This is a genomic window from Bradyrhizobium sp. Tv2a-2, assembly GCF_000472425.1.
GTDB lineage: Bacteria > Pseudomonadota > Alphaproteobacteria > Rhizobiales > Xanthobacteraceae > Bradyrhizobium.
Genome location: NZ_AXAI01000016.1, coordinates 159,719 through 180,722, shown reverse-complemented (window position 1 = coordinate 180,722; position 21,004 = coordinate 159,719). Strand labels below are relative to the sequence as shown.

Here is a 21,004-nt window from a genome sequence, read left to right as displayed (position 1 = left end):
AATAGTTTGCGAAATGGTACAAAAGACAAGAAGGCCACCGCCAGCTCCCGCCAAGCCAGCTCCCGCCAAGCCGGATGCCGCAGCGGCGCCGAAGCGGCGCGGCCGGCCGCGTGCCTACCAGCCGGACGTCGCGCTCGGGCGCGCGCTCGACCTGTTCCGCAAGAGTGGCTTTGCCGCGACGTCTCTCGATGATTTGTCGGCCGCGACCGGCATGAACCGGCCTAGCTTGTATGGCGCGTTCGGCGACAAGCGCGAGCTCTACATCAAGAGCTACGAGCGCTATCGCGAGAATGCGCGCGCGGCGCTGGCCGATGTGTTTCGCGCGCAGCTGCCTTTGCGCAAACGGCTGGAGCGCATCTACGGGATTGCGCTCGATATCTACATATCCGGCGAGGAGGGGCCGAAAGGCTGCTTCACCGTGCTGACCGCGGCATCCGAGGCCGTCAACGATCCGGTCATCCGCGCCATGGTGATCGACTCGCTCGCGGAACTCGACAGGGCGTTCGCCTCCTGCTTCCGCGTCGGCAAAGAGAGGGGCGAGCTGTCCGACGATGCCGATCCGGTTGTGCTATCTCAACTCGCCTCCGCCACCCTCCACACCATCGCCATCCGCGCCCGCGCCCACGTGTCGCGCAAGGAGCTGGAAGCCATCGTGAAGGGCGCGATCGGAGTGATGTGCGGGACGGGGAAATAATTGTCACCGTCCCGGCCAAGGCGATAATGACGCAACGCGACGATCGCTCAGCAGCCGCGGCAGATGATAAGCTTGCGATCCGCGGCACGATCCTCTTCGCTGATGCGCTCGAACTCGCCGGATAGTTCGGATGGAACGTCGCGCGCGCCCGGCTGACGATGGCCGACCGGCGCACGCCATCGCGGGTCGTTCCCTGATGATGTTGCAGTGTTCGTGATTGCGGACCTGGCGAACGCCTCGCCGGTGGTCTCTGCGGTTGCGGTTCGGCAGCCAAGCACGGCCACCAATATTGCCATCTTGATCAATTTGCTCATGATTGAATCCTCTCGTCTGCTACTTTTGGGCACACGGATACCCGTCCCGAGCGTCTCCACGCTCGGCTCTCCGCGGGGATGTTGTGGTGAACAGGCCTGTCGCGAGGGACGACTGCTGGACTACGCGGGATAGTCCTGCGTCGCTATTTCAGAGCTTGAATAGGTGTTGGCCTCGTCGGCTGCTCTCCCGTGTGGTATCGGCAGCAAAGATGTGGGCCTTGGGCTACACGGCGATTTCATCACCGGCAAAACTGGTTGCAGTTGTAGCGCACGATCAGGGCGCGCCGGCAGAGGCGGCCTTCCCCGAAGCTCATTGTCTGGCGCCGATGGCCGGGCGATGCGCGGCCTATGACAATCCGGTTGGTGCAAGCCGGCCCCGCGCGACCCGCAGGCCACATGCAGATGTTGCCAGCAATCAGCTCGGGCAAAGTGTAGCAGGGTCAGCGTTGATTATCTTCCGATCGTCACGCCTGCGGTCGACCGCAAGGCGTCCCTGAGGCTCGTTGCCTTCATGTCGTCGAGAACCTGCCTCGTGAGGACGGTGCTCTGCCCGGGTTCGTTGAGAATCGGCTCCCCGCGCGAAAACGAAAGGCGATTGGCTTTGTAAGGCGCCGCTGGATCGGCATAGGGATCGCGGTCCGCCGCAAGCGTGCGCGCAGCCGCTTGTTTTCGGCCAGGTGCGCGCAGCGGTAGTTTGAGCGCGGCCGCGGATCGGGAAGAGGCGGGCGATCTCTCCACCAGCGCCGGCGCGGAGCGTGGTCGTTCGCCGGCGACGGCAACTGCTCCAATGGAAAAACTGACGGTGCCAACTGCGATCATTCGCAACAGTCTTGCGGGCATGCGAAGTCCCTCCATCGACGCAGCCAGCGTAGCACATCATTATTTCGGGCCGTCGCAGAATAAGAGGCATGGCGCAGTCACTTTTGGCTCATTCCCGCCTTCCTCGCCTCGGGTCCTAAAGCATGATCCGGAAAAGTGTGTAGCGGTTTTCCGAAAAGATCATGCTCAATCAAAGACCTAAAGCGCGATGACGATTCAACCAAATCTCATCGCGCTTAGTAGCCCCGTCCGCGATCGACCGCGTTCTCCAGCGCCTCACCCGTCTCGAATCGCGCGATCTGCCGCGCGACATATTTCGAGATCTCGTCGGGATCGGTGTCGGCGGCATTGTGCGGCGTGAGCACGACCTTGGGGTGGGTCCAGAATGGGCTGTCCGCGGGCAACGGCTCCTGCGTGAAGACATCAAGGGAGACCGCGCCGAGGGTGCCGTCAACGAGGCAGGCCAGTATATCGGCCTCGTTCTGCAGGCCGCCGCGGCCGGCATTGATCAGGACCGGCGCACCAAGTGGGCTCGTGTGGTTCAGCTTTGCAAAGATGTCGCGGTTGAGAATGCCGCGCGTATCGGCAGTCAGCGGCAGCAGCGATACCAGGATATCGGTCCGCCGCAGGAACGCGTCGAGTTCTGCAGCCCCTGCAAAACAGTTCACGCCGTCCACCTGCCGCGGGCTGCGGCTCCAGCCTGCGACGCGAAAGCCGATCGTCTTCAGCACCTCGGCCGAGCGAATGCCGAGCGTGCCCAGCCCCATGATACCGACCGAGAGTGCGCCGGCCGGCCATTGAGGCTTCGGCGCCCAGCGCTTCGCGGCCTGGGAGTCGCGCAAATAGAGCTCCTGCCGGTGATGCATCAGGACATGCAGCACGACATATTCCATCATCCGGTTGGTGAGATCGTCGACCGCGACGCGGACCAGCGGCACGTCGGGCAGGGACTTGTCGGCCATCAGCGCGTCGACGCCGGCGCCAAGGTTGAAGATCACCTTCAGGTTCGGAAAGGCGGCGAGCTCGCCTGGAACCGGCTTCCAGACCGCGGCGTAATGCACCTCGGACGGATCGACGCCGGTGGCCGGCATCAGGATGACGCGCCGGTCGCGGCAGACGTCTTCGAACCGGAGCTTCCAGCGATCCGGCGACCAGTTGTCCGTGCCGCCATGGATCAAGAGCGCAAGCGCGCCTTTCGTCATTGAATCTCACCTCTTTTTCGGGGATCGGTTTCACATTACCGGGTTAGCTTGGCCGCGCAAAATATTTCGCGCATGCTGTCGGCTGCCGCCAAACTGGGCCGTCTTTGAGGAAACGAAGGAAGTCTTGCCATGCTCTACGCCATCCTGTGCTACCACGACGAGGATTTTGTCGGCTCCTGGAGCAAGGAACAGGACGTCGCTGTCATGAAGAAGCTTGCCGCGGTGCAGGACAAGCTTGCCAGAGAGGGCCGGCTCGGTCCGGTGGCGCGGTTGCTGCCGACCACGGCTGCGACCACCCTGCGCAAGGAAAATCCGCCTCTGGTGCTCGACGGCCCCTATGCCGAGACCAAGGAGCAGCTGCTCGGCTTCTACCTGATCGATTGCAAAAATCTCGACGAGGCGCTGGATGTCGCCAAAGATCTCGGCGCGGCCAATCCCGGCGGCGCCTATGAGATCCGTCCCGTCGGCATGTTCGCGCCCGGAGGAGCGGTGAAGTGAGCGAGACCGAGGCCGCCTGGATCGATGCCGCGCTGACCTCGGCGCGCCCCCAGGCGGTTGGCGCCCTGTTGCGTTATTTCCGCAACCTCGACACCGCGGAGGAGGCGTTCCAGAATGCGTCCTTGCGGGCGCTCAAGAGCTGGCCGCAGAACGGGCCGCCGCGCGATCCCGCGGCGTGGCTGATCATGGTCGGGCGCAATGCCGCGATTGACGAGGTCAGGCGCGGCCGCAAGCAACAGCCGCTGCCCGAGGACGACCGCGCGATCTCCGATCTCGACGACGCCGAGAGCGAAATCGCCGAGCGGCTCGACGGCTCGCACTACCGCGACGATATTCTGCGGCTGATGTTCATCTGCTGCCATCCGGACTTGCCGCCGACGCAGCAGATCGCGCTGGCGCTGCGCATCGTCTCCGGGCTTTCGGTCAAGCAGATCGCGCGCGCCTTCCTGGTCGGTGAGGCTGCGATGGAGCAGCGCATCACCCGCGCCAAAGCCCGTGTTGCCGACGCCAATGTGCCGTTCGAGACACCGGGCGCGATCGAGCGCAGCGAACGCCTCGCCGCAGTCGCCGCGATGATCTATCTCATCTTCAACGAGGGCTATTCGGCGAGCGGTGACACCGCCGACCTCAGGAAACCGCTCTCTGAGGAGGCGATCCGGCTGGCGCGCCTGTTGCTGCGGCTGTTTCCGGGCGAGCCGGAGATCATGGGTCTCACCGCACTGCTGTTGCTGCAGCATGCGCGGGCCGATGCCAGGTTCGATGCGCAAGGCGAGCTGATCCTGCTCGACGACCAGGACCGCACGCTGTGGAATCAGAAGCTGATCGTGGAGGGGCTCGCGCTGATCGACAAGGCGATGCGCCATCGCAGCAGCGGAGCCTATCAGATCCAGGCCGCGATCGCCGCGCTGCATGCACGCGCGGAAAAGCCTGAGGATACCGACTGGCAGCAGATTGATCTGCTCTATGGCGCGCTGGAACTGGTGCAGCCTTCGCCTGTGGTCACGCTCAATCGCGCGGTCGCTGTGTCGAAAGTGAAAGGACCGCAGGCCGCGCTCGACATGATCGAGCCGCTGGCCCCGCGGCTTGCCAATTATTTCCATTTCTTCGGCGTGCGCGGCGCCTTCCTGATGCAGCTCAACCGCAACGAGGAAGCGCGCACGGCCTTCGACCGTGCGATCGCGCTTGCCAACACCTCCGCCGAAGCGGCCCACATCCGCATGCATCTCGACCGCCTGATGCGCGACAGCCGGCCGCCGGGCAAGACGGCGGGAAAGTAATTTTTCCGTAAATTCGGCACCGTCATTCCGGGGCGCATCGAAGAGGCAAATCCGGAATCTCGGGATTCGGGGTTCGATGCTGCGCATCGCCCCGGAATGACGGTGAAAAAAATCGCACCACACCTGTCGGCCCACCCTTCTCCCATTCGTCTATTGGTCGAACCCTCACCAATGGAGCGAGCCATGCCGACCCAAGTGCTGCAACAACCGCAAGACCCCGAGGTCTCGGTGGCTGCGCTCTGGCTCGGCCGCATTCTCTCCAGCCTTGCCATCCTGTTCCTGTTGTTCGACGGCGCGATCAAGCTGGTGCCACTCGGCGTCGTCACCGAAGCGATGGACAGGATCGGCTATGGTTCGAGCGAAACGCTGGCACGATCCCTGGGAGCGATCACCGTGGTCTGTACGCTGCTCTATGCGGTGCCGCCCACTTCCTTTGTCGGCGCGATCCTGCTGACCGGCTATCTCGGCGGCGCGATCGCATCCCACGTGCGGATCGGCAGCCCCTTGTTCACCCACGTCCTGTTCGGGTTCTATCTTGGCCTGTTGGTGTGGGGCGGCCTGTGGCTGCGCGATGCAAGGCTGCGCCAGCTGCTGCCATTTCAACCGTGATGATTCGAATAGTTCCAAACGCGGAGATTGGAGTCCGTCATGCTTGAAGTCATTGTCGTCATCGCCCTCGTGCTCGCGATTGCCATCGCGGCCGTTTTGATCCTCGCCGCAACCAAGCCGGATAATTTCAGCATCCGCCGCGCCGCGAGCATCAAGGCGCCGCCGGAACGGATCTTTTCCCTGATCAGCGATTTTCATCAATGGGGCGGCTGGTCGCCCTGGGAAAACAAGGACCCCGGCATGACGCGGACGTTCTCCGGTTCCAAGGCAGGCAAGGGCGCGGTCTATGCCTGGGAGGGAAACAACAATGTCGGCACCGGCCAGATGGAGATCGTCGAGGCTGCAACCCCGTCGAAAGTCGTGATCAAGCTCGATTTCCTTAGGCCATTCGAGGCCCACAACACTGCCGAGTTCACAATGCTGCCGCAGGGCAGTGCGACGGAGGTGAACTGGGAGATGCGCGGCCCGCTCGCCTTCATGCACAAGCTGATGCATGTGTTCTTCAACATGGACAAGATGGTGGGCAAGGATTTCGAGACCGGGCTCGCCAATCTGAAGAAACTCGCGGAAGCATGAAGCGTGCCGGCGTCGAATAACGGCAACCAAGAAGCAAACGCAAGGAGCAAACGAATGTCAGTCGATCCCTATGTGTATTATGACGGCGCTTGCGAAGCGGCATTCAAATTCTATGAAAAGGAGCTCGGCGCCAAAATCGAGATGATGTTGCGCTATGCCGACGCACCGCCCGACATGCCGACGACGCCGGAGAGCAAGAACAAGATCATGCATGCGCGGATCTCAATCGATGGCGCCGTGATCATGGGCTCGGATGCCCCGTCGCAGCATTTTCACAAGCCGCAGGGCTTTTCACTGTCGCTGACGGTGAACGATCCCAAGGAGGCCGAGCGCAAGTTCAACGCACTCTGCAAGGGCGGCGCCGTCAACATGCCCTGGGCCAAGACCTTCTTTGCCAAGGGCTTTGGCATGGGCGTCGATCAGTTCGGCATCCCGTGGATGGTGATGTCGCCGATGGAGCATTGAGTCTGTCGGCGGTGCGAAGGTTCACCTCGCCCCGCTTGCGGGGAGAGGGAGTATTCACCTGCACGACCTGTACATCGCCGCGAGCTCCCGCCCGCGCAACAGCAGGAGCCGCGATGTCAGGCCGCCGCGGCGGCTGATCCAGTCGCGCACCGGGGCCGGGTAGGCCTCCAGCACCGCTTCCGAAGCTTCCGGCTCGGCATAGAGACGGCCGCGCCGGTCGACCGAGCGGGCGGCATGGAAGCCGAAGATGGCGCGGCGAGTGACGCAGATGCGCTCGCTTGGCACGATGCTCAACACCAGCGTGCAGGCCGACAGGCACGGCCCGTCGATGACGACACGTTCGCCCGACTGGCGCACCTTCTCGAACAGGTCGAGAAACGGCCCGACCTGGCCGCCTGGGCTGGCGATGATGCGGATCTCGGCGCGCGCGGGTATTGCCGCCAGCGCAAGCGCCGCCATCACGATCGCAACGAAGCCGTGCAATGTCCGCATGCGCTTCACTCGTTTGTTGTTACATGACCCGTTACCCGTTACCCGTTCCTGCGCTGGCCGCGTAGCGTCGGCAGCCCGATGCCGGCGGCGTCGAAGCCGCCATCGACCGCGAGAATCTGGCCGGTGATGTAGCTCGCGCGGTCGCTGCTCAGAAAGAAAATGGCCTCGGCCAGCTCTTCTTCAAGCCCGTAGCGGTCGAGCGGAATCGCGTCATGATAATCGGCTCGGATTTCCTGCGTGTGCACCGCTTTTGCCATCGCGGTGTCGACCGGCCCGGGCGCCACGCCGTTGACGCGGATGCCGAGGGACGCCAGTTCCACCGCAAGCTGTTTTGTCAGATGCGCGAGTCCCGCCTTGCTGGTGCCATAGGCTGAACGCAGCGTGGAAGCGCGCACCGCCGAGATCGAGGTGATGTTGACGACGGCGCCATTGCCGGCTTCGCGCAACAGCGGCACCGCGGCCTTGGTGCAAATGAACGGTCCCGACAGGTTGACCGCGAGAATCCGGTTCCAGTCGGCTTCGGCGGTTTCCAGTAGCGGCGCGAATACCGCAACGCCGGCATTGTTGACCAGTGCGTCGAGCCGGCCGAAGCGTGCGGCCACTTCGTCGAAGGCGCGCGCCACCTGCGTGCTATCTGAGACGTCGCAATGCAGGGCCAGCGTGTCGTCGGCGGCATTCGCAAGGCCCGTCACGGCCTGCCTCAGTAGCTCGGCCTCGATATCCAGGAGCGCCACGCGCCAGCCCTCGGCAAGGAAACGCCTGGCGGTCGCAAGTCCAATGCCGCGCGCGGCTCCGGTGACCAGGGCCACTTTTTGCGGGGAAAGCGTCATTTAAGTCATTATCCCTGAAGTAGTCTGGAATCCCTGAAGTAGTCCGGACCGGTCGCGAAGTCCCGATCCGGACATGCTAACAATATCGATAGCTTTTATGGGCGCCTTTCGCCCGACAAAAGGTCTTTTCATGATGACGCCGATTGATCCTGCCGCCAGAGCCCTGGAACATTGGCGCGAGGGTGTTGCGACCCGCATGCTGGTTTCGGCGGAGACTGGCGCTACGCAGTTATGTGTCTTCGAGCAATGGATCGCGCCCGGCGCCGGCGCGCCCACCCATTTCCATCCGGTGGAGGAGGTTTTGACGGTGCTCGCGGGCGAAGCCGAGATCTGGATCGCGGATCAGCGCATGATCGTTCCGGCCGGCCAATCGGCACTGGTGCCGGCGGGCAAGCGCCACGGCTTCCGCAACTCCGGCACGGCGGAGTTGCACATCCACGCCATCCTGGCCGCGCCCATTTTTGAGGCCATGCCGGAGGGCGCAACCGAGATGACGCGGCGGTGGGGTGGCCCGCGCTGAGGCGGTCCCGCGAGCGCGAAAAAATTCATCCCAAATGTCTGCGGGGCGGGGCGCGGATCGTCCTGAGGCCGCATGCCAGCGCGCCGGTCATATCAGGAGAAGTTCATGTCATTGACCTTGCATTACCACCCCCTGTCGTCCTTCTGCTGGAAGGTCCTGATTGCGCTGTACGAAAACGGCACGCCATTTGTCCACAATGCCGTCAATCTCGGCGATCCCGATGAGCGCGCGGCGCTCAAGAAGCTCTGGCCGATCTGCAGGTTCCCGGTGCTGCAGGATGCAGCGCGCAACGAGGCCGTTCCCGAAACGACCATCATCATCGACTATCTCGATCGCCATTATCCCGGACGCACGACGTTCATTCCTGCCGATGCGGAGCTTGCGCGGCAGACGCGACTGCGCGACCGCTTCCTCGATCTTTACGTCCATCTGCCGTTGCAGAAGATCGTCGGCGACCGGCTTCGCCCTGCCGGCGTCAAGGATCCGCACGGGGTCGAGGAGGCGAGGGCGCAGCTCCGCATGTCCTACGGCATGATCGAGCAGCAGATGGCGCAAGGACCCTGGGCTATGGGCGAGGCGTTCACGCTCGCCGACTGCGCGGCCTGGCCGGCTCTCTATTACGGCAACCTGGTCGAGCCGTTCGACGCCGGCCGCAAGAACCTTACCGCCTATCTCGAGCGGCTGAGAGCGCGGCCCGCGGTGGCGCGCGTGGTCAAGGAGGCCGAGCCCTATTTCCACATGTTTCCGCGGGAGGGCTGAATGGCCTCGACGCGCAATTACCTCGGAAATAATTTCGCGCACGCTGTCGATATTGCAAACCCTCGTTCGTCTTGTCAGAGGCGGAACTGGAAGGATTGTGCACATGCAAGGAATGATCGGCGCGAGTGGATTGTCGAATGGCCGGCTGAAACGGATGCGCGACGTGCTTGGCCGCCATGTCGAGAGCGGTGGCGTGCCGGGGTTGGTGGCGCTCGTCAGCCGTCATGGCGAGATCCATGTGGACGTGCTCGGCCGCCTGGCGATTGGCGGCGCGGCGATGACGCGTGATGCGATCTTTCGCATCGCCTCGATGACAAAGCCGGTCTCGGCTGCGGCCGCGATGATCCTGGTCGAGGAATGCAGATTACGGCTCGACGATCCGATCGACGATTTCCTTCCCGAACTCGCCGACCGGCGCGTGCTGCGCAGCCTCGAATCCGAGATCGACGACACGGTGCCGGCCAACCGCGCGATCACCTTGCGCGACATTCTGACGTTTCGTCTGGGCTATGGCATGATCCCGGTGTTTCCCGATCGCTACCCGATCCAGAAGGCGATCTCGGCCAAGGGCCTCGCGCCGGGGCCGGTATTTCCGGCGCTGTCGCCGGATGAACTGATGCGCCGCTATAGCGAGCTGCCGCTGGTCTATCAGCCCGGCGAGCGTTGGCTCTACAATGCGGGCTCGGAGATTCTCGGCGTCTTGATCGCGCGTGTTTCCGGCATGAGCCTGGGTGCGTTCCTTGCAGAACGCATCTTCGAGCCGCTCGGCATGAGGGACACGGCGTTCTTCACGCCGCAGGACACGCAGAAGCGTTTCGCCACCGCCTATGTCCGCGACCGCCAAACCAGCGAGCTGAAAGTTTTCGACGATCCCGTCACTGGCAAGTTTTCATCACCGCCGGAGTTTGAGAATGCCAGCGCCGGCCTCGTCTCGACCGCGGACGATTTCAACGCCTTTGCGCAAATGCTGCTCAACGGCGGCAGGCTCGGCAATGAGCGCATCCTGTCGCGGCCGTCGGTGGAGTTGATGACGACGGATCAGCTCCTGCCCGAACAGAAGACCGGTTCCGAGATCTTCTTCAGCGACAATCGCGGCTGGGGCTTCGGCATGAGCGTGTTTTCCCGGCGCGACCATCTATATCACGTCCCCGGGCGGTTCGGTTGGGAGGGCGGTTACGGCACGTCATGGTATTCTGACCCGAAGGAGGGGCTGACCGGCATTCTGCTGACGCAGCGGCTGATGGAATCGCCGCAGATGCCACAGGTCATGGCGGACTTCTGGACCTCCGCGTACCAGGCCATCGCCGATTGAGGCGCAATTAATAATTTCGCTCGAGGTGTCGGTATCGCACGATAACCGCTCGTCTTATCGACAGGCGCACAGACAATCACACGGAGAAGACCAATGCGTTTCATGTTGCTGATGATCCCCGGCGGCTACGAGGCGGCGGCGCCCGGCACCATGCCGCCGGCCGACGCGGTGGAGAAGATGATGCGCTTCAACGAAGCGCTGAAGGAAGCCGGTGTGCTTGTCACGCTGGACGGGTTGCACCCGCCGTCGATGGGCGCGCGCGTCTCGTTCAAGGGCGGCACGCCCGTGGTCACCGACGGGCCGTTTACCGAGGCCAAGGAAGTGATCGGAGGCTACTGGATGATCGACGTGAAATCGAAGGAGGAGGCGATCGCCTGGGCCAAGCGCTGCCCGGGCTCTGCCAACGAGGTCATCGAGATTCGCCAAGTGCAGGAAATGGCCGATTTCCCCGCCGACGTCCAGGAAGCCGCCGCCGGCTTTGCGGAGTTGCAGAAGCGTTCCGCCAACTGATCGTCCCACTCTGTCGACACAACAGGAGAGAACGTCCCATGAGCAGCAATACCGGCACGAACAGCTTCCTCGCCGTCTTCCTCGGCTCCAAGACCAGTCCGCAAATGACGGCCTGGAATGCGCTGCCCGAGGCCGAACGCCAGGCCAAGATGCAACAGGGAATGGCGGCCTGGCACGGTTGGGTGGAGAAGCACAAAAGCGCAATCGCCGAGATGGGCGGACCGCTCGGCAAGACCCTGAAGGTCGATGCGAAGGGCATTCACGAGGTCACCAACGTCTTGACCGGTTTTACGGTCATTCGCGCTGCTTCTGCGGAAGCGGCGGCAAAGCTGTTCGAGAACCATCCGCATTTTGCGGTCTTTCCGGGCGAGTCGGTGGAGATCATGCCGGTCCTGCCGATTCCGGGCGGTTCCTGAACACTCCTGAACGACAACAATCCTCAATAATCCTAGTGACTTTGCGTCGGCTCATGTAAAAGCTTTTTACATGAACTGGCGCAAGGATCAGGGCCGCGAGCGCGGCTATCACCATGGCAACCTGAAGGAGGCGCTGCTGCAGGCGGCGCTCGACCTGATCGGGCAGAAGGGCGCGGCTGGCTTCACCTTTGCCGATGCCGCCCGCATGGCCGGTGTCAGCCCGGCGGCACCCTACCGGCATTTTCGCGACCGCGACGAATTGTTGTCCTCGATCGCCCAGCGCGGCTTCGAACAGTTCGAACAGGTGCTCGGCGGCGCCTGGGACGACGGCCGTCCCGACACCATGAGCGCCTTCGAGCGGGTCGGCAAAGCCTATCTCGCCTTCGCCCGCGAAGAGCCGGCGTATTACTCCGCGATGTTCGAATCCGGCGTTCCAAGCGATGCCAACCCGCAACTGCTGGCGGTGGGCGAGCGCGCCTTTGGCATCATTCGCGCGGCTGCCGAGCGTCTCGCCGCGCTGGTGCCAGTGGGCACGCCGCGGCCGCCTGCGATGATGATGGCGCTGCATTTCTGGTCGATGTCGCATGGCATCGCCTCGCTGTTTTCGCGTGGCGATGCGGCGCGTCGCAAGCTGCCGATGACGCCCGAGGAACTGCTGGAGGCCGAGGTGCTGATCTATCTGCGCGGCCTCGGTTTCCCCACCGACCGCAGGGCGGAGGCCGCCGAGCCGCAGGACAAGCCTGCCGGCCCCTGGGGCAAGCCGAAATAAAATTTCAAAAATAAATCGGCCGGCGCGTGGGCAGGCCGGCTTGACAGAAATCGAGGATCGGCTATCTATGTAAATGTTATTTACATTCACACCGGCGTGATGCCGTGGTGCCGCAATGGAGAGCGCGAATGACCTACACTGCAGACGTCAATCGCTGGCGCGGTCAGGCGGAGCCGCCGCCCTATTACGAGCGGCCGCGAATGCTTGATACGCCTTGGCATCCCGGCTGGATCGCCGTCACCGTTCTCGGCTTCATCATCTGGTGGCCGATCGGACTCGCCCTTCTCTTTTTCACCCTAGGGAGCAGAAAGATGTCTTGCTGGAGCCACCACGACCGCGATCGCTGGCAGAACAAGATGGAGCGGATGCAGTACAAGATGGAGCGCATGCGCGACAGAATGGAGCGCCGCGGCTTCGGCTTTGGCTTCGGGCCGCCCTCCAGCGGCAACCGCGCCTTCGACGAATACCGCACGGAGACGCTGCGCCGCCTGGAGGAGGAGCAGCAGGAGTTCAAGGATTTCCTGGGCCGCCTGCGCCACGCCAAGGACAAGGAAGAGTTCGACGCCTTCATGGCCCAGCACCGCAACCGCCCCGCGCCCGGCCCCACCGACGAGCCGCCGCACCAGGCTTGATGGCCATCACACGAAGTCTTCAGGTGTCATGCCCCCATAACGCCTGAAGCCGAGAGCCGCCCGTCTGCGCAAGCAGGCGGGCGGTTTTGTTTTTGCAGGCGCGTCGGCCGATGCGGAAGGGCGGTGGCAGGTCGCAATCGGCAACGCTATAAGCAAAGGGTACATCGCCAAGCAAATTGGGTCGCCTAAAGCGCGATGAGATTTGGTTGAATCGTCATCGCGCTTTAGGTCTTTGAGCATGATCTTTTCGAAAAACCGCTACACATTTCCGGATCATGCTTTAGCGGTGACGACGGCCCAACTCCCATTCCATCCGCATGAAACTCTGCCTTTAGATGAATGAACTAAAACCGATCCGTGCCGCCGCTTCCTCACAGGCAAGCCGATCCTTCGCGGCGATGCGCCATCCGGGCTTTCGTGCCCAGTTCACGACCTTCGTGCTCGCCATGATGGCGGACAATATCGAGCACGTCATCAGCTACTGGGTCGTATACCAGAAGTTTCACTCGCCGGCTTTGGGCGGCTTTGCCATCGTCTCGCACTGGCTTCCCTTTCTGTTGTTCTCGGTTGCCTCGGGCGCGCTCGCGGATCGCTTCGATCCGCGCCGGGTGATTCAGTGCGGCATGGCGCTGTTCATCATCGCCTCGCTCAGCTGGAGCTATTTCTTCGTCACGGATTCCCTGCAGATGTGGCAGGCGATGGCGATCCTGGTCATTCACGGCTGCGCCGGCGTGCTCTGGCAGACGCCGAACCAGATGCTGCTCTACGACATCGTCGGTCCGCAGGATCTGGAGAGCGCGGTGCGGCTCAACGCCATGGCGCGCTATCTCGCCGTGCTGGTCGGCCCTGCCGTCGGCGGCGCGATCCTGATCGCACTGGGGCCTGCGCATGGCATCATGCTCAACACCATCTTCTATCTGCCGCTGGTGCTCTGGCTCGTGAATGCGCCTTACGGTCCGCGCTATCGCGCCGGCACGCCGCCGCCGCGCCGTGCCGTAAGGGGACTGAACGACATCGTGCAGACGGTGCGCGACATCAAGGGGCATTCGACCATCGTGTCGATGATCCTGCTGGCGGGTGCGGCCTCGTTCTTCGTCGGCAATGCCTACAGCTCGCAGATGCCGGGCTTTGCGGCCGATCTTCATCATGGCGATCCCGGCCTGTCGTACAGCGCGCTGCTCGCTTCCGACGCCGCCGGCGGATTGCTGGCCGGTCTCGTGCTCGAGGGCGGTGGCCTGCTGTTGCCGCGGCCACGCACCGCGATCATCATTGCGGTTCTGTGGTGCGCGGCGCTGACGGTGTTTTCGCTCGCGAGCACCTATTGGCTCGCGCTCGCCTTCCTGTTTGCCGCAGGCTTCCTCGAGTTGTCGTTCAACGCCATGGCCCAGAGCCTGGTCCAGCTCAACGCTCCGCTCGACAAGCGCGGCCGCATCATCGGCCTCTTCAACATGGCGAGCCTGGGATTGCGCGCCTTCAGCGGTGTTTCAGTCGGGCTGATCGGAAATTTCATCGGCGTGCATTGGTCGCTGGCACTGTCGGCCATCGCAGCAATGCTGGTCGCAGCCGGATTATTGGTTCTGCCTTAGCGATCATCCGCATCGGGATCAGCCGGCGACGCTGGCGCGGTGACGCGCCGCCCCCTCAGGGCGCGGTGGCCTCGGTCTCGTCCCGTTGCGCAATGAACGTTCCGTTGGGCTGATGGAATACCAGCTCGTCGATCGCGCCACTCGCGCCGCGCCTGAATTCCAGGCGAAAGCCTTCCAACTCGACGATCGTGAAGATGCCGCCCTGGTAGGGACGCAGGTGATACAGCGGCTGATAGTCCGGCTTGAGCGTCAGGGCGCCATCGGCCTCCTGTGCCACCACATGCCTGATCGATCCATGCTTGTAGCGGCCGGTGCAGGCGGTTCGAAACGCCGCATCCATGCAATCGCCGCCCGGAGCGCGGGTGAAGACGATGTCCGGCACCAGCACCTCGAACTGAGCGGAAAGGCTTGCGACATTGCCGTCACGATCGGTCGTAAAGGTAATGGCCAGGCGATCCGGATTGAGCTCAAAGGGAATGCGCGGGACCTCGAATGTCTCGTAGTGCCGGTGTGCGAGTTCTGCCGAAAGCGTGCGGTAGGCCCAATGCAGGTTGTCGCCACGCCGTGTGATCTCGATCCGTCCATAGGCGGGATGCTGATACGTGCCGGCGTAGTCGGAGAGATCGTGGCTGGGCGGGGCGTTCTTGCGTCGCGCAGTCTGTTGCTCCTCGTCGATCGCCTGCTGGACGAGGCCCTTGCGGTGCAGGTCGCGAAGGCGGTCCAGCCACGGCACGGGCTCCTTGCCGCTGGTGCGATCGATCACATAGTTGATGAGAATGCTGGGTATCGGCGCGCCGCTGACGTTGCAGAACACGGCGACGCCGAGATTGCGCTCCGGCACCAGCCGCATCAGCGTGCTGAAGCCGATCCAGCCGCCGGAGTGCCCGACGACCCGTTCCCCGCGATAGATTGTTGAGCCGAAGCCGAGGCCGTAATGGGACTCGCCGAACTCCGGAAATTCCGATCCGCCGTCGTGAACGCGCGGCATCTGCATCTCGCGCAAGAGGCTCGCTGACAGCAAGCGCTTGCCTTGGAATTCGCCGCCCGCAAGCAGGAATTTCATCCAATTGGCGAGCGCCGCGACCGATGTGTTGATGCCTCCCGCCGCGGTCGCGCCGATCGGCCAGAATTTCGTGCGCTGGCGCTGCTCGCGATGAGTGAGATAAGGAACGGCTACGTCTTCCGTCGCCGCCAACTCCTCGACCGTGAATGTCATGGGCATCTGCAGCGGCTCGGCAATCCGCGTGCGCGTCAATTCCTCCCAGCTCAGGCCGGTGATCCGCTCCGCGACGATGCTGGCGATGTTGTAGCCGAGGTTGCTGTACTGGAACTCGGTCCTGATATCCCGGCTCGGCTCTATGTGGCGCGTGGCGGCGAGCATCTCGGCCCGCGAGAGGTCGCCGAGCATCCAGATCCAGTCATGCCGTGGCAGGCCGCTGTGATGGCAAAGCAGGTCGCGCACCGTGATCCGGTCGGTCGCGATCGCATCATGCAGCCGGAACTCCGGCACATAGTCGCGCACGGGCTTGGTCCAGTCGAGACGGCCTTCGTCGACCAGCATCGCAAGCCCCGTTGCGGCGAACGTCTTGGTGATGGAGCAGATCGTGAAGTGGGTCTGTGGTGTCGCCGGCAGCCCGGCCTCGACATCGCGCTGGCCATAGGCCTTCACCAGCACAGTCTCGCCGTTCTGCACGATGGCGATCGTGGCAGCGGGCACCTGCCATTCCGCCATCGCCTCTGCGGCGAGCGCATCGAGGCCTGGCGTCAGTGCAGCTATCGTCGCGTCCGTCGTCGCAGGCTCAGTGGACATTGCGAGTCCTCCGGTCTGGCAGATTTGTTTCGCAGGCTGTCTGCCATTTTGTCGAAGGTACACGAAACGTGTGATGGCTGTATCGGCATAGTGCTGATTGTAGGGACGAAGGTCTTCGCGCGACGATTTCTATATTGTCGCGGCGTCCCCATGTCTGAACGCTGCGTGGCGGTTCAATCCGCGTGCGGCCTGTATATGCTCCGTAGAAGGCCAAGAGCCTCATCGGCCTTTTGCTCGGGGACAAACAGATGATCGTGGTAGAAAGCTGAAACTGCGTTGACGCTGATGCCGGCTTGCGCCAGCCGAGCGGTGATTGCTGCCAGAAAGCCAACCGCATCAAGCGAGGAGTGGACTGTCAAAGTGATCAGGCGCGACGCGAATTGGTAAGACAACCCTGCGCTTTCGGCTTCCTCGCGCCGGATCACAAAAGTTGTCCCTTCGTGTTCGCGAAAGGTGAGCACCGGCCTGATTGCGGAACTGATCTCTTGCTGTTCCGGAGTGGTGCAAAACACGAAGATGCCCTCGTGCATTTCGGGCTTCATGTTCTTCATGAGCGTCTCAAGATCGCGTTCGCCCGACATGACTGTGCCTACTGAAGAGACTGTCTGATGCGGTCAGCAGATCTTGTAGTCTTGTGGCCCGGATGAGCGAAGCGATATCCGGACAGCCGACCTCTAAACCCCGCGTGTTGCTGCGCTCATGCGGACTGCCGGGTGCCGGCCTGCGCTGTGGTGGCGATGGCGGTCGCGGCGAGGGCGCGCATGCGAGGAGTTCCGCGCGCAGGCCCGCGCGCGCCTGAAAGATGAACTGCCCGGGTGCTGCAGTGGGCCGCAGCCGGTCGAGGCCACCGCTTGGCGTGGACGCCGCTGGGGTGATGGAGATGGGTAAGCCCGGTTCCGGCCCTGTTATCAGTCAGCAATTTATCAGTCGGCAATCGGGTGCCGGGGCTTCGGGCCTGCGCCTTTGGTCGCAAAACAGGGCCGAATCCTTCCTAACCGCTTGGCCCGCCTTCATTTCGCCCAACCAAATTTCTTTTGGTAACTGCGTCTTAACCACGCTGAGCGTTTGGTTAGGGGCGTAAAGCCGCGCGAACAGCCCTCGTTTTGACATGTTGGCAGGGGAATGAGGCTCAAGGCTTCGGCGGGCCTCCCATGCGATCGGATCAGAACGTTGAGCGCAGGCTTCGCCTCCGCGCGACAGGCGCGCGGCCGCCGGAAGCCATTGTCTCCGGAGGGATATGGGAACACTTGCGTTGAGAGGATACCGACGATGAATCCGGCTGACGTCACTCAGGCAGCGTTGCCGCTGCAGTCCGCCGACGTATCGCTGATCGCACTGTTCTTCCAGGCGCATTGGATCGTCAAATGCGTGATGCTTGGGCTGCTCGCCTGCTCGGTCTGGGTCTGGGCCATCGCGATCGAGAAATTCATGATGTATTCCAGCGCCCGCCGTTCCATGGACCGGTTCGAGCAGGCGTTCTGGTCGGGGGAATCGATCGAGGAACTCTACCGCTCGCTGTCCGCCAAGCCCACCCAGTCCATGGCGGCCTGTTTCGTGGCCGCGATGCGCGAATGGAAGCGCTCCTTCGAAAGTCATGCCCGCTCCTTCGCAGGCCTGCAGATGCGGATCGAAAAGGTGATGAACGTCTCGATCGCGCGCGAGATCGAGCGGCTGGAGCGGCGGCTCCTGGTGCTGGCAACCGTGGGCTCGGCTGGCCCCTTTGTCGGCCTGTTCGGCACCGTCTGGGGCATCATGTCGAGCTTCCAGTCGATTGCAGCCTCGAAAAATACCTCTCTGGCGGTTGTGGCGCCCGGCATCGCGGAGGCGCTGTTTGCCACCGCAATCGGCCTCATTGCCGCAATTCCGGCGACTATTTTTTACAACAAGTTCACCTCCGAGGTGAATCGGCAGGCTCAGCGCCTGGAGGGGTTTGCAGATGAATTTTCGGCCATCCTGTCGCGCCAGATCGACGAGCGTGCCTGAGGATGGGTAGAATGAGGCATCGGGAGTTGGGCTCTACATCATGGGGATGAACACCGCGAGCTCGTCGGGCGGCAGCGGCGGCCGCCGTAGCCGGCGCAAACCGGTCATGGCGGAGATCAACGTCACGCCCATGGTCGACGTCATGCTGGTGCTCCTGATCATCTTCATGGTCTCGGCGCCCATGCTGACCGTCGGCGTGCCGCTCGACCTGCCGCAGACCCAGGCGAAAAGCCTCGACCAGGACAAGAATCCGCTGACGCTCTCGGTCAACCTGGAGGGCCATGTGTTCCTGAACGACACCGAGATTCCGCTCGATGATCTGGTGCCCAAACTGAAGGCGATCACCGATGCCCGTGGTGGGATGGATGAACGTATCTTCGTTCGTGGGGACAAGAAGGTCGACTACGGCACAGTGATGAAAGTGATGGGACGGCTGTCCGCCGCCGGATTCCGCCGCGTGGCGCTGGTGACAGAAGTGGATCAGGGGTAGCTCCGCCGGTGAAGATCAAGGTCGACAAGACACTCGTTGCGTCGATTGCGCTCCACGTCCTGGTGATCGGATGGGGATTGATCTCTTTTTCCGCGCGCTCCTATGAAGTGCAACCGGATTCGCTCGCGGTGGACATCATCTCCACCGACCAGCTCGCCAAGATGACCGCCGGCATCACGAACGGCCAGAAGGAGAATCCAAAGCCGCTGGTCGAGAAGGTCGCGGATGCCAAGCCGATTGACGAGGCGATCGGCAAGGTGACCGAGAAGGAGATCACGACCTCGGCTGCGCCGAAGCCCGTGGAAAAGCCGGTCGAGAAGAAGCCTGATCCGCCCAAGCAGGCGGAAGACAAGCCCAAGGAAGAGTCGAAGCAGGCCGACAAGAAGCCGGATCCGGCCAAGGTCGATCCGATCGCGGAAGCCTTGAAGACCGAAGAGAAGAAGCAGAAGCCCAAACCCAAGCCGGAGCAGAAGCAGGAAGCCAAGGCCGCTCCGACGCCGCCGCAGCCGAAACAGGAGCGTGTGTTCGATCAGACCAAGATCGCCGCGCTGCTCGACAAGCGCGATCCGACCCGGCAATCGATCACCGGTGCGGCGCTCAACGCATCAGCTTCGCTCGGCACCCATAGCGGCAACTCGCAAAACATCGTGGCGACCTGGAAGGGCGCTTTCGTGTCCGCCGTGAGACGCTGCTTCAACTTCCCCTATAACGGCATCGACGCCGACCAGTTCGAGGCTGACGTCGATATCTATATGCGGCCGGACGGCACGCTGGCCTCCCAGCCCACCATTATTGCCGTGCGCGGACCTTCGGCGTCGATCAGCCACGCCATGGCCGAGAGCGCCGCTCGTGCCGTCGTGCAATGCCAGGCTTACGCCTTCCTGCCGAAGGAACAGTACGACACCTGGAAATATATTCCGATGACTTTCAGCCTCAAAGACATGCTCTAAGTTTCGAACTTGAAAGCAAGCAATCCTATGAATGACATGAAATCTTTGACCCGGCGCCGCTTCATGATGGCGACAGGATCGGCCGTTGCCATGTTGGGGACGCAATCCGCCTTCGCAGAGCGACTAGGTGTCACGCCGGACAGTTTCCAGCCGATCCCGATCGCGATTCCAAACTTCGTGCCGGGCTCGCCCGCCGACGGCCAGGTCGGTGCCGACGTCACCGGCGTCATCACCAACAATCTCAAGCGCAGCGGGCTCTTCGCGCCGATCGATCAGGCAGCGTTCATCGAGAAGATCACAAACATCGACCTCGCGCCGCAGTTTCAGAACTGGAAGAGCATCAACGCGCAGGCGCTCGCTACCGGCCGCGTGACCCGGCAGTCGGACGGGCAGCTAAAGGCGGAATTCCGCTTGTGGGACGTCGTCTCCGGCCAGCAACTGGCCGGCCAGCAATATGTCACCGCGCCGGAATATTGGCGGCGCATCGCGCACATCATCTCCGACCAGATCTATTCGCGGCTGACCGGCGAAAAGGGCTATTTCGACAGCCGCGTGGTGTTTGTCGACGAGAGCGGCGCGGCCGAGCGGCGCGTCAAGAAGCTTGCGATCATGGACCAGGACGGCGCCAATGTGCGCTATCTGACCCGCGGCGCCGATCTTGTGCTCACGCCGCGTTTCTCGCCGTCGAGCCAGGAAATCACCTATATGGAGTTCGGGCAGGGCGACCCGAAGGTCTATCTCTTCAACATCGAGACCGGGCAGCGCGAGATCGTCGGCAATTTCCCGGGCATGTCGTTCTCGCCGCGCTTCTCGCCCGACGGCCAGCGCATCATCATGAGCCTGCAGCAGGGCGGCAATTCCAACCTGTTCGTGATGGACCTGCGCTCGAAGGCCACCACGCGGCTGACCGACACGCCGGCGATCGACACCTCTCCCTGCTATTCGCCCGACGGCAGCCAGATCTGCTTCGAATCCGACCGCGGCGGCAGGCCGCAGATCTATGTGATGCCGGCAGCGGGCGGCAACGCCCAGCGCATCTCCTTCGCCAAGGACGACGTCAATGCGAGCTACTCGACGCCGGTGTGGTCGCCGCGCGGCGACTATATCGCCTTCACGCGTCAGGGCGGCGGCCAGTTCTCGATCGGCATCATCAAGCCCGACGGCACCGGCGAGCGCCTGCTCACCTCGGGCTTCCACAATGAAGGACCGACCTTCGCGCCGAACGGGCGGGTCCTGATGTTCTTCCGCGATCCCGGCGGCAACAGCGGGCCCTCGCTCTACACCATCGACATCACCGGCCGTAACGAATTGAAGCAGCCGACGCCCGGCTACGCCTCCGACCCGGCCTGGTCGCCGCTTCTGTCGTAATCGAGGGTGATTGCGCAACATACTATTGGTTGCACGCGGTCAGACTTGCTTAGTATATTGATCTTGCTTGCATATTTCTATCCTGCGAAATGCAGGGCAACCTTCCGCTAACGATCTTCGCTC

The 21,004-nt window shown here is 62.8% G+C and carries 24 protein-coding genes; 18 read left to right on the top strand and 6 right to left on the bottom strand.

All coding sequences use genetic code 11. The annotated features are described in order from the left end of the window. Window positions 1-13: 13 nt before the first annotated feature. Window positions 14-694 carry a TetR/AcrR family transcriptional regulator gene (locus tag A3AI_RS0129750; protein WP_024519076.1) on the top strand — a complete coding sequence of 227 codons (681 nt, stop codon included), beginning with the start codon at window positions 14-16 and terminating at the stop codon, window positions 692-694. A 47-nt stretch (window positions 695-741) separates the two neighbouring features. On the opposite strand, the gene A3AI_RS0129745 is transcribed toward A3AI_RS0129750, so the two are convergent. Then, on the bottom strand, window positions 742-1,008 hold the full coding sequence (locus A3AI_RS0129745) for a hypothetical protein (protein ID WP_024519075.1): 267 nt from the start codon (window positions 1,006-1,008) through the stop codon (window positions 742-744). Between the two features lie 1,055 nt (window positions 1,009-2,063). Next, the gene (locus tag A3AI_RS0129735) at window positions 2,064-3,029 is read right to left on the bottom strand and encodes a 2-hydroxyacid dehydrogenase (RefSeq protein ID WP_024519073.1); all 966 of its coding nucleotides are present in this window, start codon (window positions 3,027-3,029) and stop codon (window positions 2,064-2,066) included. A 129-nt stretch (window positions 3,030-3,158) separates the two neighbouring features. On the opposite strand from A3AI_RS0129735, the gene A3AI_RS0129730 reads away from it, so the two are divergent. The 5 genes from A3AI_RS0129730 to A3AI_RS0129710 all read left to right on the top strand — a co-directional run bounded on the left by A3AI_RS0129730 (window position 3,159) and on the right by A3AI_RS0129710 (window position 6,454). Next, window positions 3,159-3,527 (top strand): YciI family protein, encoded by a 369-nt coding sequence (locus tag A3AI_RS0129730; RefSeq protein ID WP_024519072.1) that lies wholly within the window; start codon window positions 3,159-3,161, stop codon window positions 3,525-3,527. Further along, window positions 3,524-4,804: an RNA polymerase sigma factor gene (locus A3AI_RS0129725; protein WP_024519071.1), complete on the top strand. Its 1,281-nt coding sequence runs from the start codon at window positions 3,524-3,526 to the stop codon at window positions 4,802-4,804. Before A3AI_RS0129730 ends, A3AI_RS0129725 begins: the two co-directional genes overlap by 4 nt. Before the next feature lie 183 nt (window positions 4,805-4,987). After that, entirely contained in the window at window positions 4,988-5,413 is a 426-nt protein-coding gene (locus A3AI_RS0129720) for a DoxX family protein (protein ID WP_024519070.1), read from the top strand. Window positions 5,414-5,452: 39 nt separating this feature from the next. Next, the gene (locus A3AI_RS0129715) at window positions 5,453-5,989 is read left to right on the top strand and encodes an SRPBCC family protein (protein ID WP_024519069.1); all 537 of its coding nucleotides are present in this window, start codon (window positions 5,453-5,455) and stop codon (window positions 5,987-5,989) included. Window positions 5,990-6,043: 54 nt separating this feature from the next. Continuing rightward, the gene (locus A3AI_RS0129710; protein WP_024519068.1) at window positions 6,044-6,454 is read left to right on the top strand and encodes a VOC family protein; all 411 of its coding nucleotides are present in this window, start codon (window positions 6,044-6,046) and stop codon (window positions 6,452-6,454) included. A gap of 54 nt (window positions 6,455-6,508) precedes the next feature. Here A3AI_RS0129710 and A3AI_RS0129705 read toward each other — a convergent pair whose 3' ends face one another. Both A3AI_RS0129705 and A3AI_RS0129700 read right to left on the bottom strand, forming a co-directional pair. Then, the gene (locus A3AI_RS0129705; RefSeq protein ID WP_024519067.1) at window positions 6,509-6,946 is read right to left on the bottom strand and encodes a hypothetical protein; all 438 of its coding nucleotides are present in this window, start codon (window positions 6,944-6,946) and stop codon (window positions 6,509-6,511) included. A 38-nt stretch (window positions 6,947-6,984) separates the two neighbouring features. Then, window positions 6,985-7,776, bottom strand: a complete 792-nt coding sequence (locus A3AI_RS0129700; protein ID WP_024519066.1) for an SDR family NAD(P)-dependent oxidoreductase — start codon at window positions 7,774-7,776, stop codon at window positions 6,985-6,987. Between the two features lie 130 nt (window positions 7,777-7,906). On the opposite strand from A3AI_RS0129700, the gene A3AI_RS0129695 reads away from it, so the two are divergent. From A3AI_RS0129695 to A3AI_RS43645, 8 genes are all read left to right on the top strand, one after another. After that, window positions 7,907-8,296 (top strand): cupin domain-containing protein, encoded by a 390-nt coding sequence (locus tag A3AI_RS0129695; protein WP_349509708.1) that lies wholly within the window; start codon window positions 7,907-7,909, stop codon window positions 8,294-8,296. Window positions 8,297-8,401: 105 nt separating this feature from the next. Beyond that, the gene (locus A3AI_RS0129690; protein ID WP_024519064.1) at window positions 8,402-9,055 is read left to right on the top strand and encodes a glutathione S-transferase family protein; all 654 of its coding nucleotides are present in this window, start codon (window positions 8,402-8,404) and stop codon (window positions 9,053-9,055) included. 103 nt (window positions 9,056-9,158) lie between these two features. Further along, window positions 9,159-10,367, top strand: coding sequence for a serine hydrolase domain-containing protein (locus tag A3AI_RS0129685; protein WP_084801055.1), 1,209 nt, complete (start codon window positions 9,159-9,161; stop codon window positions 10,365-10,367). A gap of 93 nt (window positions 10,368-10,460) precedes the next feature. Next, window positions 10,461-10,877, top strand: coding sequence for a YciI family protein (locus A3AI_RS0129680; protein WP_024519062.1), 417 nt, complete (start codon window positions 10,461-10,463; stop codon window positions 10,875-10,877). A gap of 38 nt (window positions 10,878-10,915) precedes the next feature. Continuing rightward, window positions 10,916-11,293, top strand: a complete 378-nt coding sequence (locus A3AI_RS0129675) for a YciI family protein (RefSeq protein WP_024519061.1) — start codon at window positions 10,916-10,918, stop codon at window positions 11,291-11,293. Window positions 11,294-11,363: 70 nt separating this feature from the next. Continuing rightward, window positions 11,364-12,062 (top strand): TetR/AcrR family transcriptional regulator, encoded by a 699-nt coding sequence (locus tag A3AI_RS0129670; protein WP_024519060.1) that lies wholly within the window; start codon window positions 11,364-11,366, stop codon window positions 12,060-12,062. 128 nt (window positions 12,063-12,190) lie between these two features. Next, on the top strand, window positions 12,191-12,694 hold the full coding sequence (locus A3AI_RS0129665) for a DUF2852 domain-containing protein (RefSeq protein ID WP_024519059.1): 504 nt from the start codon (window positions 12,191-12,193) through the stop codon (window positions 12,692-12,694). 335 nt (window positions 12,695-13,029) lie between these two features. Continuing rightward, window positions 13,030-14,280 (top strand): MFS transporter, encoded by a 1,251-nt coding sequence (locus A3AI_RS43645; protein WP_245286977.1) that lies wholly within the window; start codon window positions 13,030-13,032, stop codon window positions 14,278-14,280. 55 nt (window positions 14,281-14,335) lie between these two features. Here A3AI_RS43645 and A3AI_RS0129655 read toward each other — a convergent pair whose 3' ends face one another. Both A3AI_RS0129655 and A3AI_RS0129650 read right to left on the bottom strand, forming a co-directional pair. Continuing rightward, the gene (locus tag A3AI_RS0129655) at window positions 14,336-16,090 is read right to left on the bottom strand and encodes a serine hydrolase (RefSeq protein ID WP_024519058.1); all 1,755 of its coding nucleotides are present in this window, start codon (window positions 16,088-16,090) and stop codon (window positions 14,336-14,338) included. Window positions 16,091-16,263: 173 nt separating this feature from the next. Further along, window positions 16,264-16,671, bottom strand: coding sequence for an ACT domain-containing protein (locus tag A3AI_RS0129650; protein ID WP_024519057.1), 408 nt, complete (start codon window positions 16,669-16,671; stop codon window positions 16,264-16,266). Between the two features lie 688 nt (window positions 16,672-17,359). Here A3AI_RS0129650 and tolQ point away from each other — a divergent pair. Genes tolQ through tolB form a run of 4 tightly spaced genes read left to right on the top strand, consistent with a single transcriptional unit; the run spans window position 17,360 to window position 20,881 of the window. Further along, window positions 17,360-18,073: a protein TolQ gene (gene tolQ / locus A3AI_RS0129645; RefSeq protein ID WP_024519056.1), complete on the top strand. Its 714-nt coding sequence runs from the start codon at window positions 17,360-17,362 to the stop codon at window positions 18,071-18,073. A 40-nt stretch (window positions 18,074-18,113) separates the two neighbouring features. After that, the gene (gene tolR, locus A3AI_RS0129640; protein WP_024519055.1) at window positions 18,114-18,563 is read left to right on the top strand and encodes a protein TolR; all 450 of its coding nucleotides are present in this window, start codon (window positions 18,114-18,116) and stop codon (window positions 18,561-18,563) included. Between the two features lie 8 nt (window positions 18,564-18,571). After that, the gene (tolA, locus tag A3AI_RS0129635; RefSeq protein ID WP_024519054.1) at window positions 18,572-19,513 is read left to right on the top strand and encodes a cell envelope integrity protein TolA; all 942 of its coding nucleotides are present in this window, start codon (window positions 18,572-18,574) and stop codon (window positions 19,511-19,513) included. Window positions 19,514-19,540: 27 nt separating this feature from the next. After that, window positions 19,541-20,881: a Tol-Pal system beta propeller repeat protein TolB gene (tolB, locus tag A3AI_RS0129630; RefSeq protein WP_024519053.1), complete on the top strand. Its 1,341-nt coding sequence runs from the start codon at window positions 19,541-19,543 to the stop codon at window positions 20,879-20,881. Window positions 20,882-21,004 lie beyond the last annotated feature (123 nt).

What these genes read in the sequence shown, in the direction of transcription:
- A3AI_RS0129750 (WP_024519076.1), top strand. Translation starts at nt 14, where the DNA reads ATGGTACAAAAGACAAGAAGGCCACCGCCAGCTCCCGCCAAGCCAGCT.
- A3AI_RS0129745 (WP_024519075.1), bottom strand. Translation starts at nt 1,008, where the DNA reads ATGAGCAAATTGATCAAGATGGCAATATTGGTGGCCGTGCTTGGCTGC.
- A3AI_RS0129735 (WP_024519073.1), bottom strand. Translation starts at nt 3,029, where the DNA reads ATGACGAAAGGCGCGCTTGCGCTCTTGATCCATGGCGGCACGGACAAC.
- A3AI_RS0129730 (WP_024519072.1), top strand. Translation starts at nt 3,159, where the DNA reads ATGCTCTACGCCATCCTGTGCTACCACGACGAGGATTTTGTCGGCTCC.
- A3AI_RS0129720 (WP_024519070.1), top strand. Translation starts at nt 4,988, where the DNA reads ATGCCGACCCAAGTGCTGCAACAACCGCAAGACCCCGAGGTCTCGGTG.
- A3AI_RS0129715 (WP_024519069.1), top strand. Translation starts at nt 5,453, where the DNA reads ATGCTTGAAGTCATTGTCGTCATCGCCCTCGTGCTCGCGATTGCCATC.
- A3AI_RS0129710 (WP_024519068.1), top strand. Translation starts at nt 6,044, where the DNA reads ATGTCAGTCGATCCCTATGTGTATTATGACGGCGCTTGCGAAGCGGCA.
- A3AI_RS0129705 (WP_024519067.1), bottom strand. Translation starts at nt 6,946, where the DNA reads ATGCGGACATTGCACGGCTTCGTTGCGATCGTGATGGCGGCGCTTGCG.
- A3AI_RS0129700 (WP_024519066.1), bottom strand. Translation starts at nt 7,776, where the DNA reads ATGACGCTTTCCCCGCAAAAAGTGGCCCTGGTCACCGGAGCCGCGCGC.
- A3AI_RS0129695 (WP_349509708.1), top strand. Translation starts at nt 7,907, where the DNA reads ATGATGACGCCGATTGATCCTGCCGCCAGAGCCCTGGAACATTGGCGC.
- A3AI_RS0129690 (WP_024519064.1), top strand. Translation starts at nt 8,402, where the DNA reads ATGTCATTGACCTTGCATTACCACCCCCTGTCGTCCTTCTGCTGGAAG.
- A3AI_RS0129685 (WP_084801055.1), top strand. Translation starts at nt 9,159, where the DNA reads ATGCAAGGAATGATCGGCGCGAGTGGATTGTCGAATGGCCGGCTGAAA.
- A3AI_RS0129680 (WP_024519062.1), top strand. Translation starts at nt 10,461, where the DNA reads ATGCGTTTCATGTTGCTGATGATCCCCGGCGGCTACGAGGCGGCGGCG.
- A3AI_RS0129675 (WP_024519061.1), top strand. Translation starts at nt 10,916, where the DNA reads ATGAGCAGCAATACCGGCACGAACAGCTTCCTCGCCGTCTTCCTCGGC.
- A3AI_RS0129670 (WP_024519060.1), top strand. Translation starts at nt 11,364, where the DNA reads ATGAACTGGCGCAAGGATCAGGGCCGCGAGCGCGGCTATCACCATGGC.
- A3AI_RS0129665 (WP_024519059.1), top strand. Translation starts at nt 12,191, where the DNA reads ATGACCTACACTGCAGACGTCAATCGCTGGCGCGGTCAGGCGGAGCCG.
- A3AI_RS43645 (WP_245286977.1), top strand. Translation starts at nt 13,030, where the DNA reads ATGAATGAACTAAAACCGATCCGTGCCGCCGCTTCCTCACAGGCAAGC.
- A3AI_RS0129655 (WP_024519058.1), bottom strand. Translation starts at nt 16,090, where the DNA reads ATGTCCACTGAGCCTGCGACGACGGACGCGACGATAGCTGCACTGACG.
- A3AI_RS0129650 (WP_024519057.1), bottom strand. Translation starts at nt 16,671, where the DNA reads ATGTCGGGCGAACGCGATCTTGAGACGCTCATGAAGAACATGAAGCCC.
- tolQ (WP_024519056.1), top strand. Translation starts at nt 17,360, where the DNA reads ATGAATCCGGCTGACGTCACTCAGGCAGCGTTGCCGCTGCAGTCCGCC.
- tolR (WP_024519055.1), top strand. Translation starts at nt 18,114, where the DNA reads ATGGGGATGAACACCGCGAGCTCGTCGGGCGGCAGCGGCGGCCGCCGT.
- tolB (WP_024519053.1), top strand. Translation starts at nt 19,541, where the DNA reads ATGAATGACATGAAATCTTTGACCCGGCGCCGCTTCATGATGGCGACA.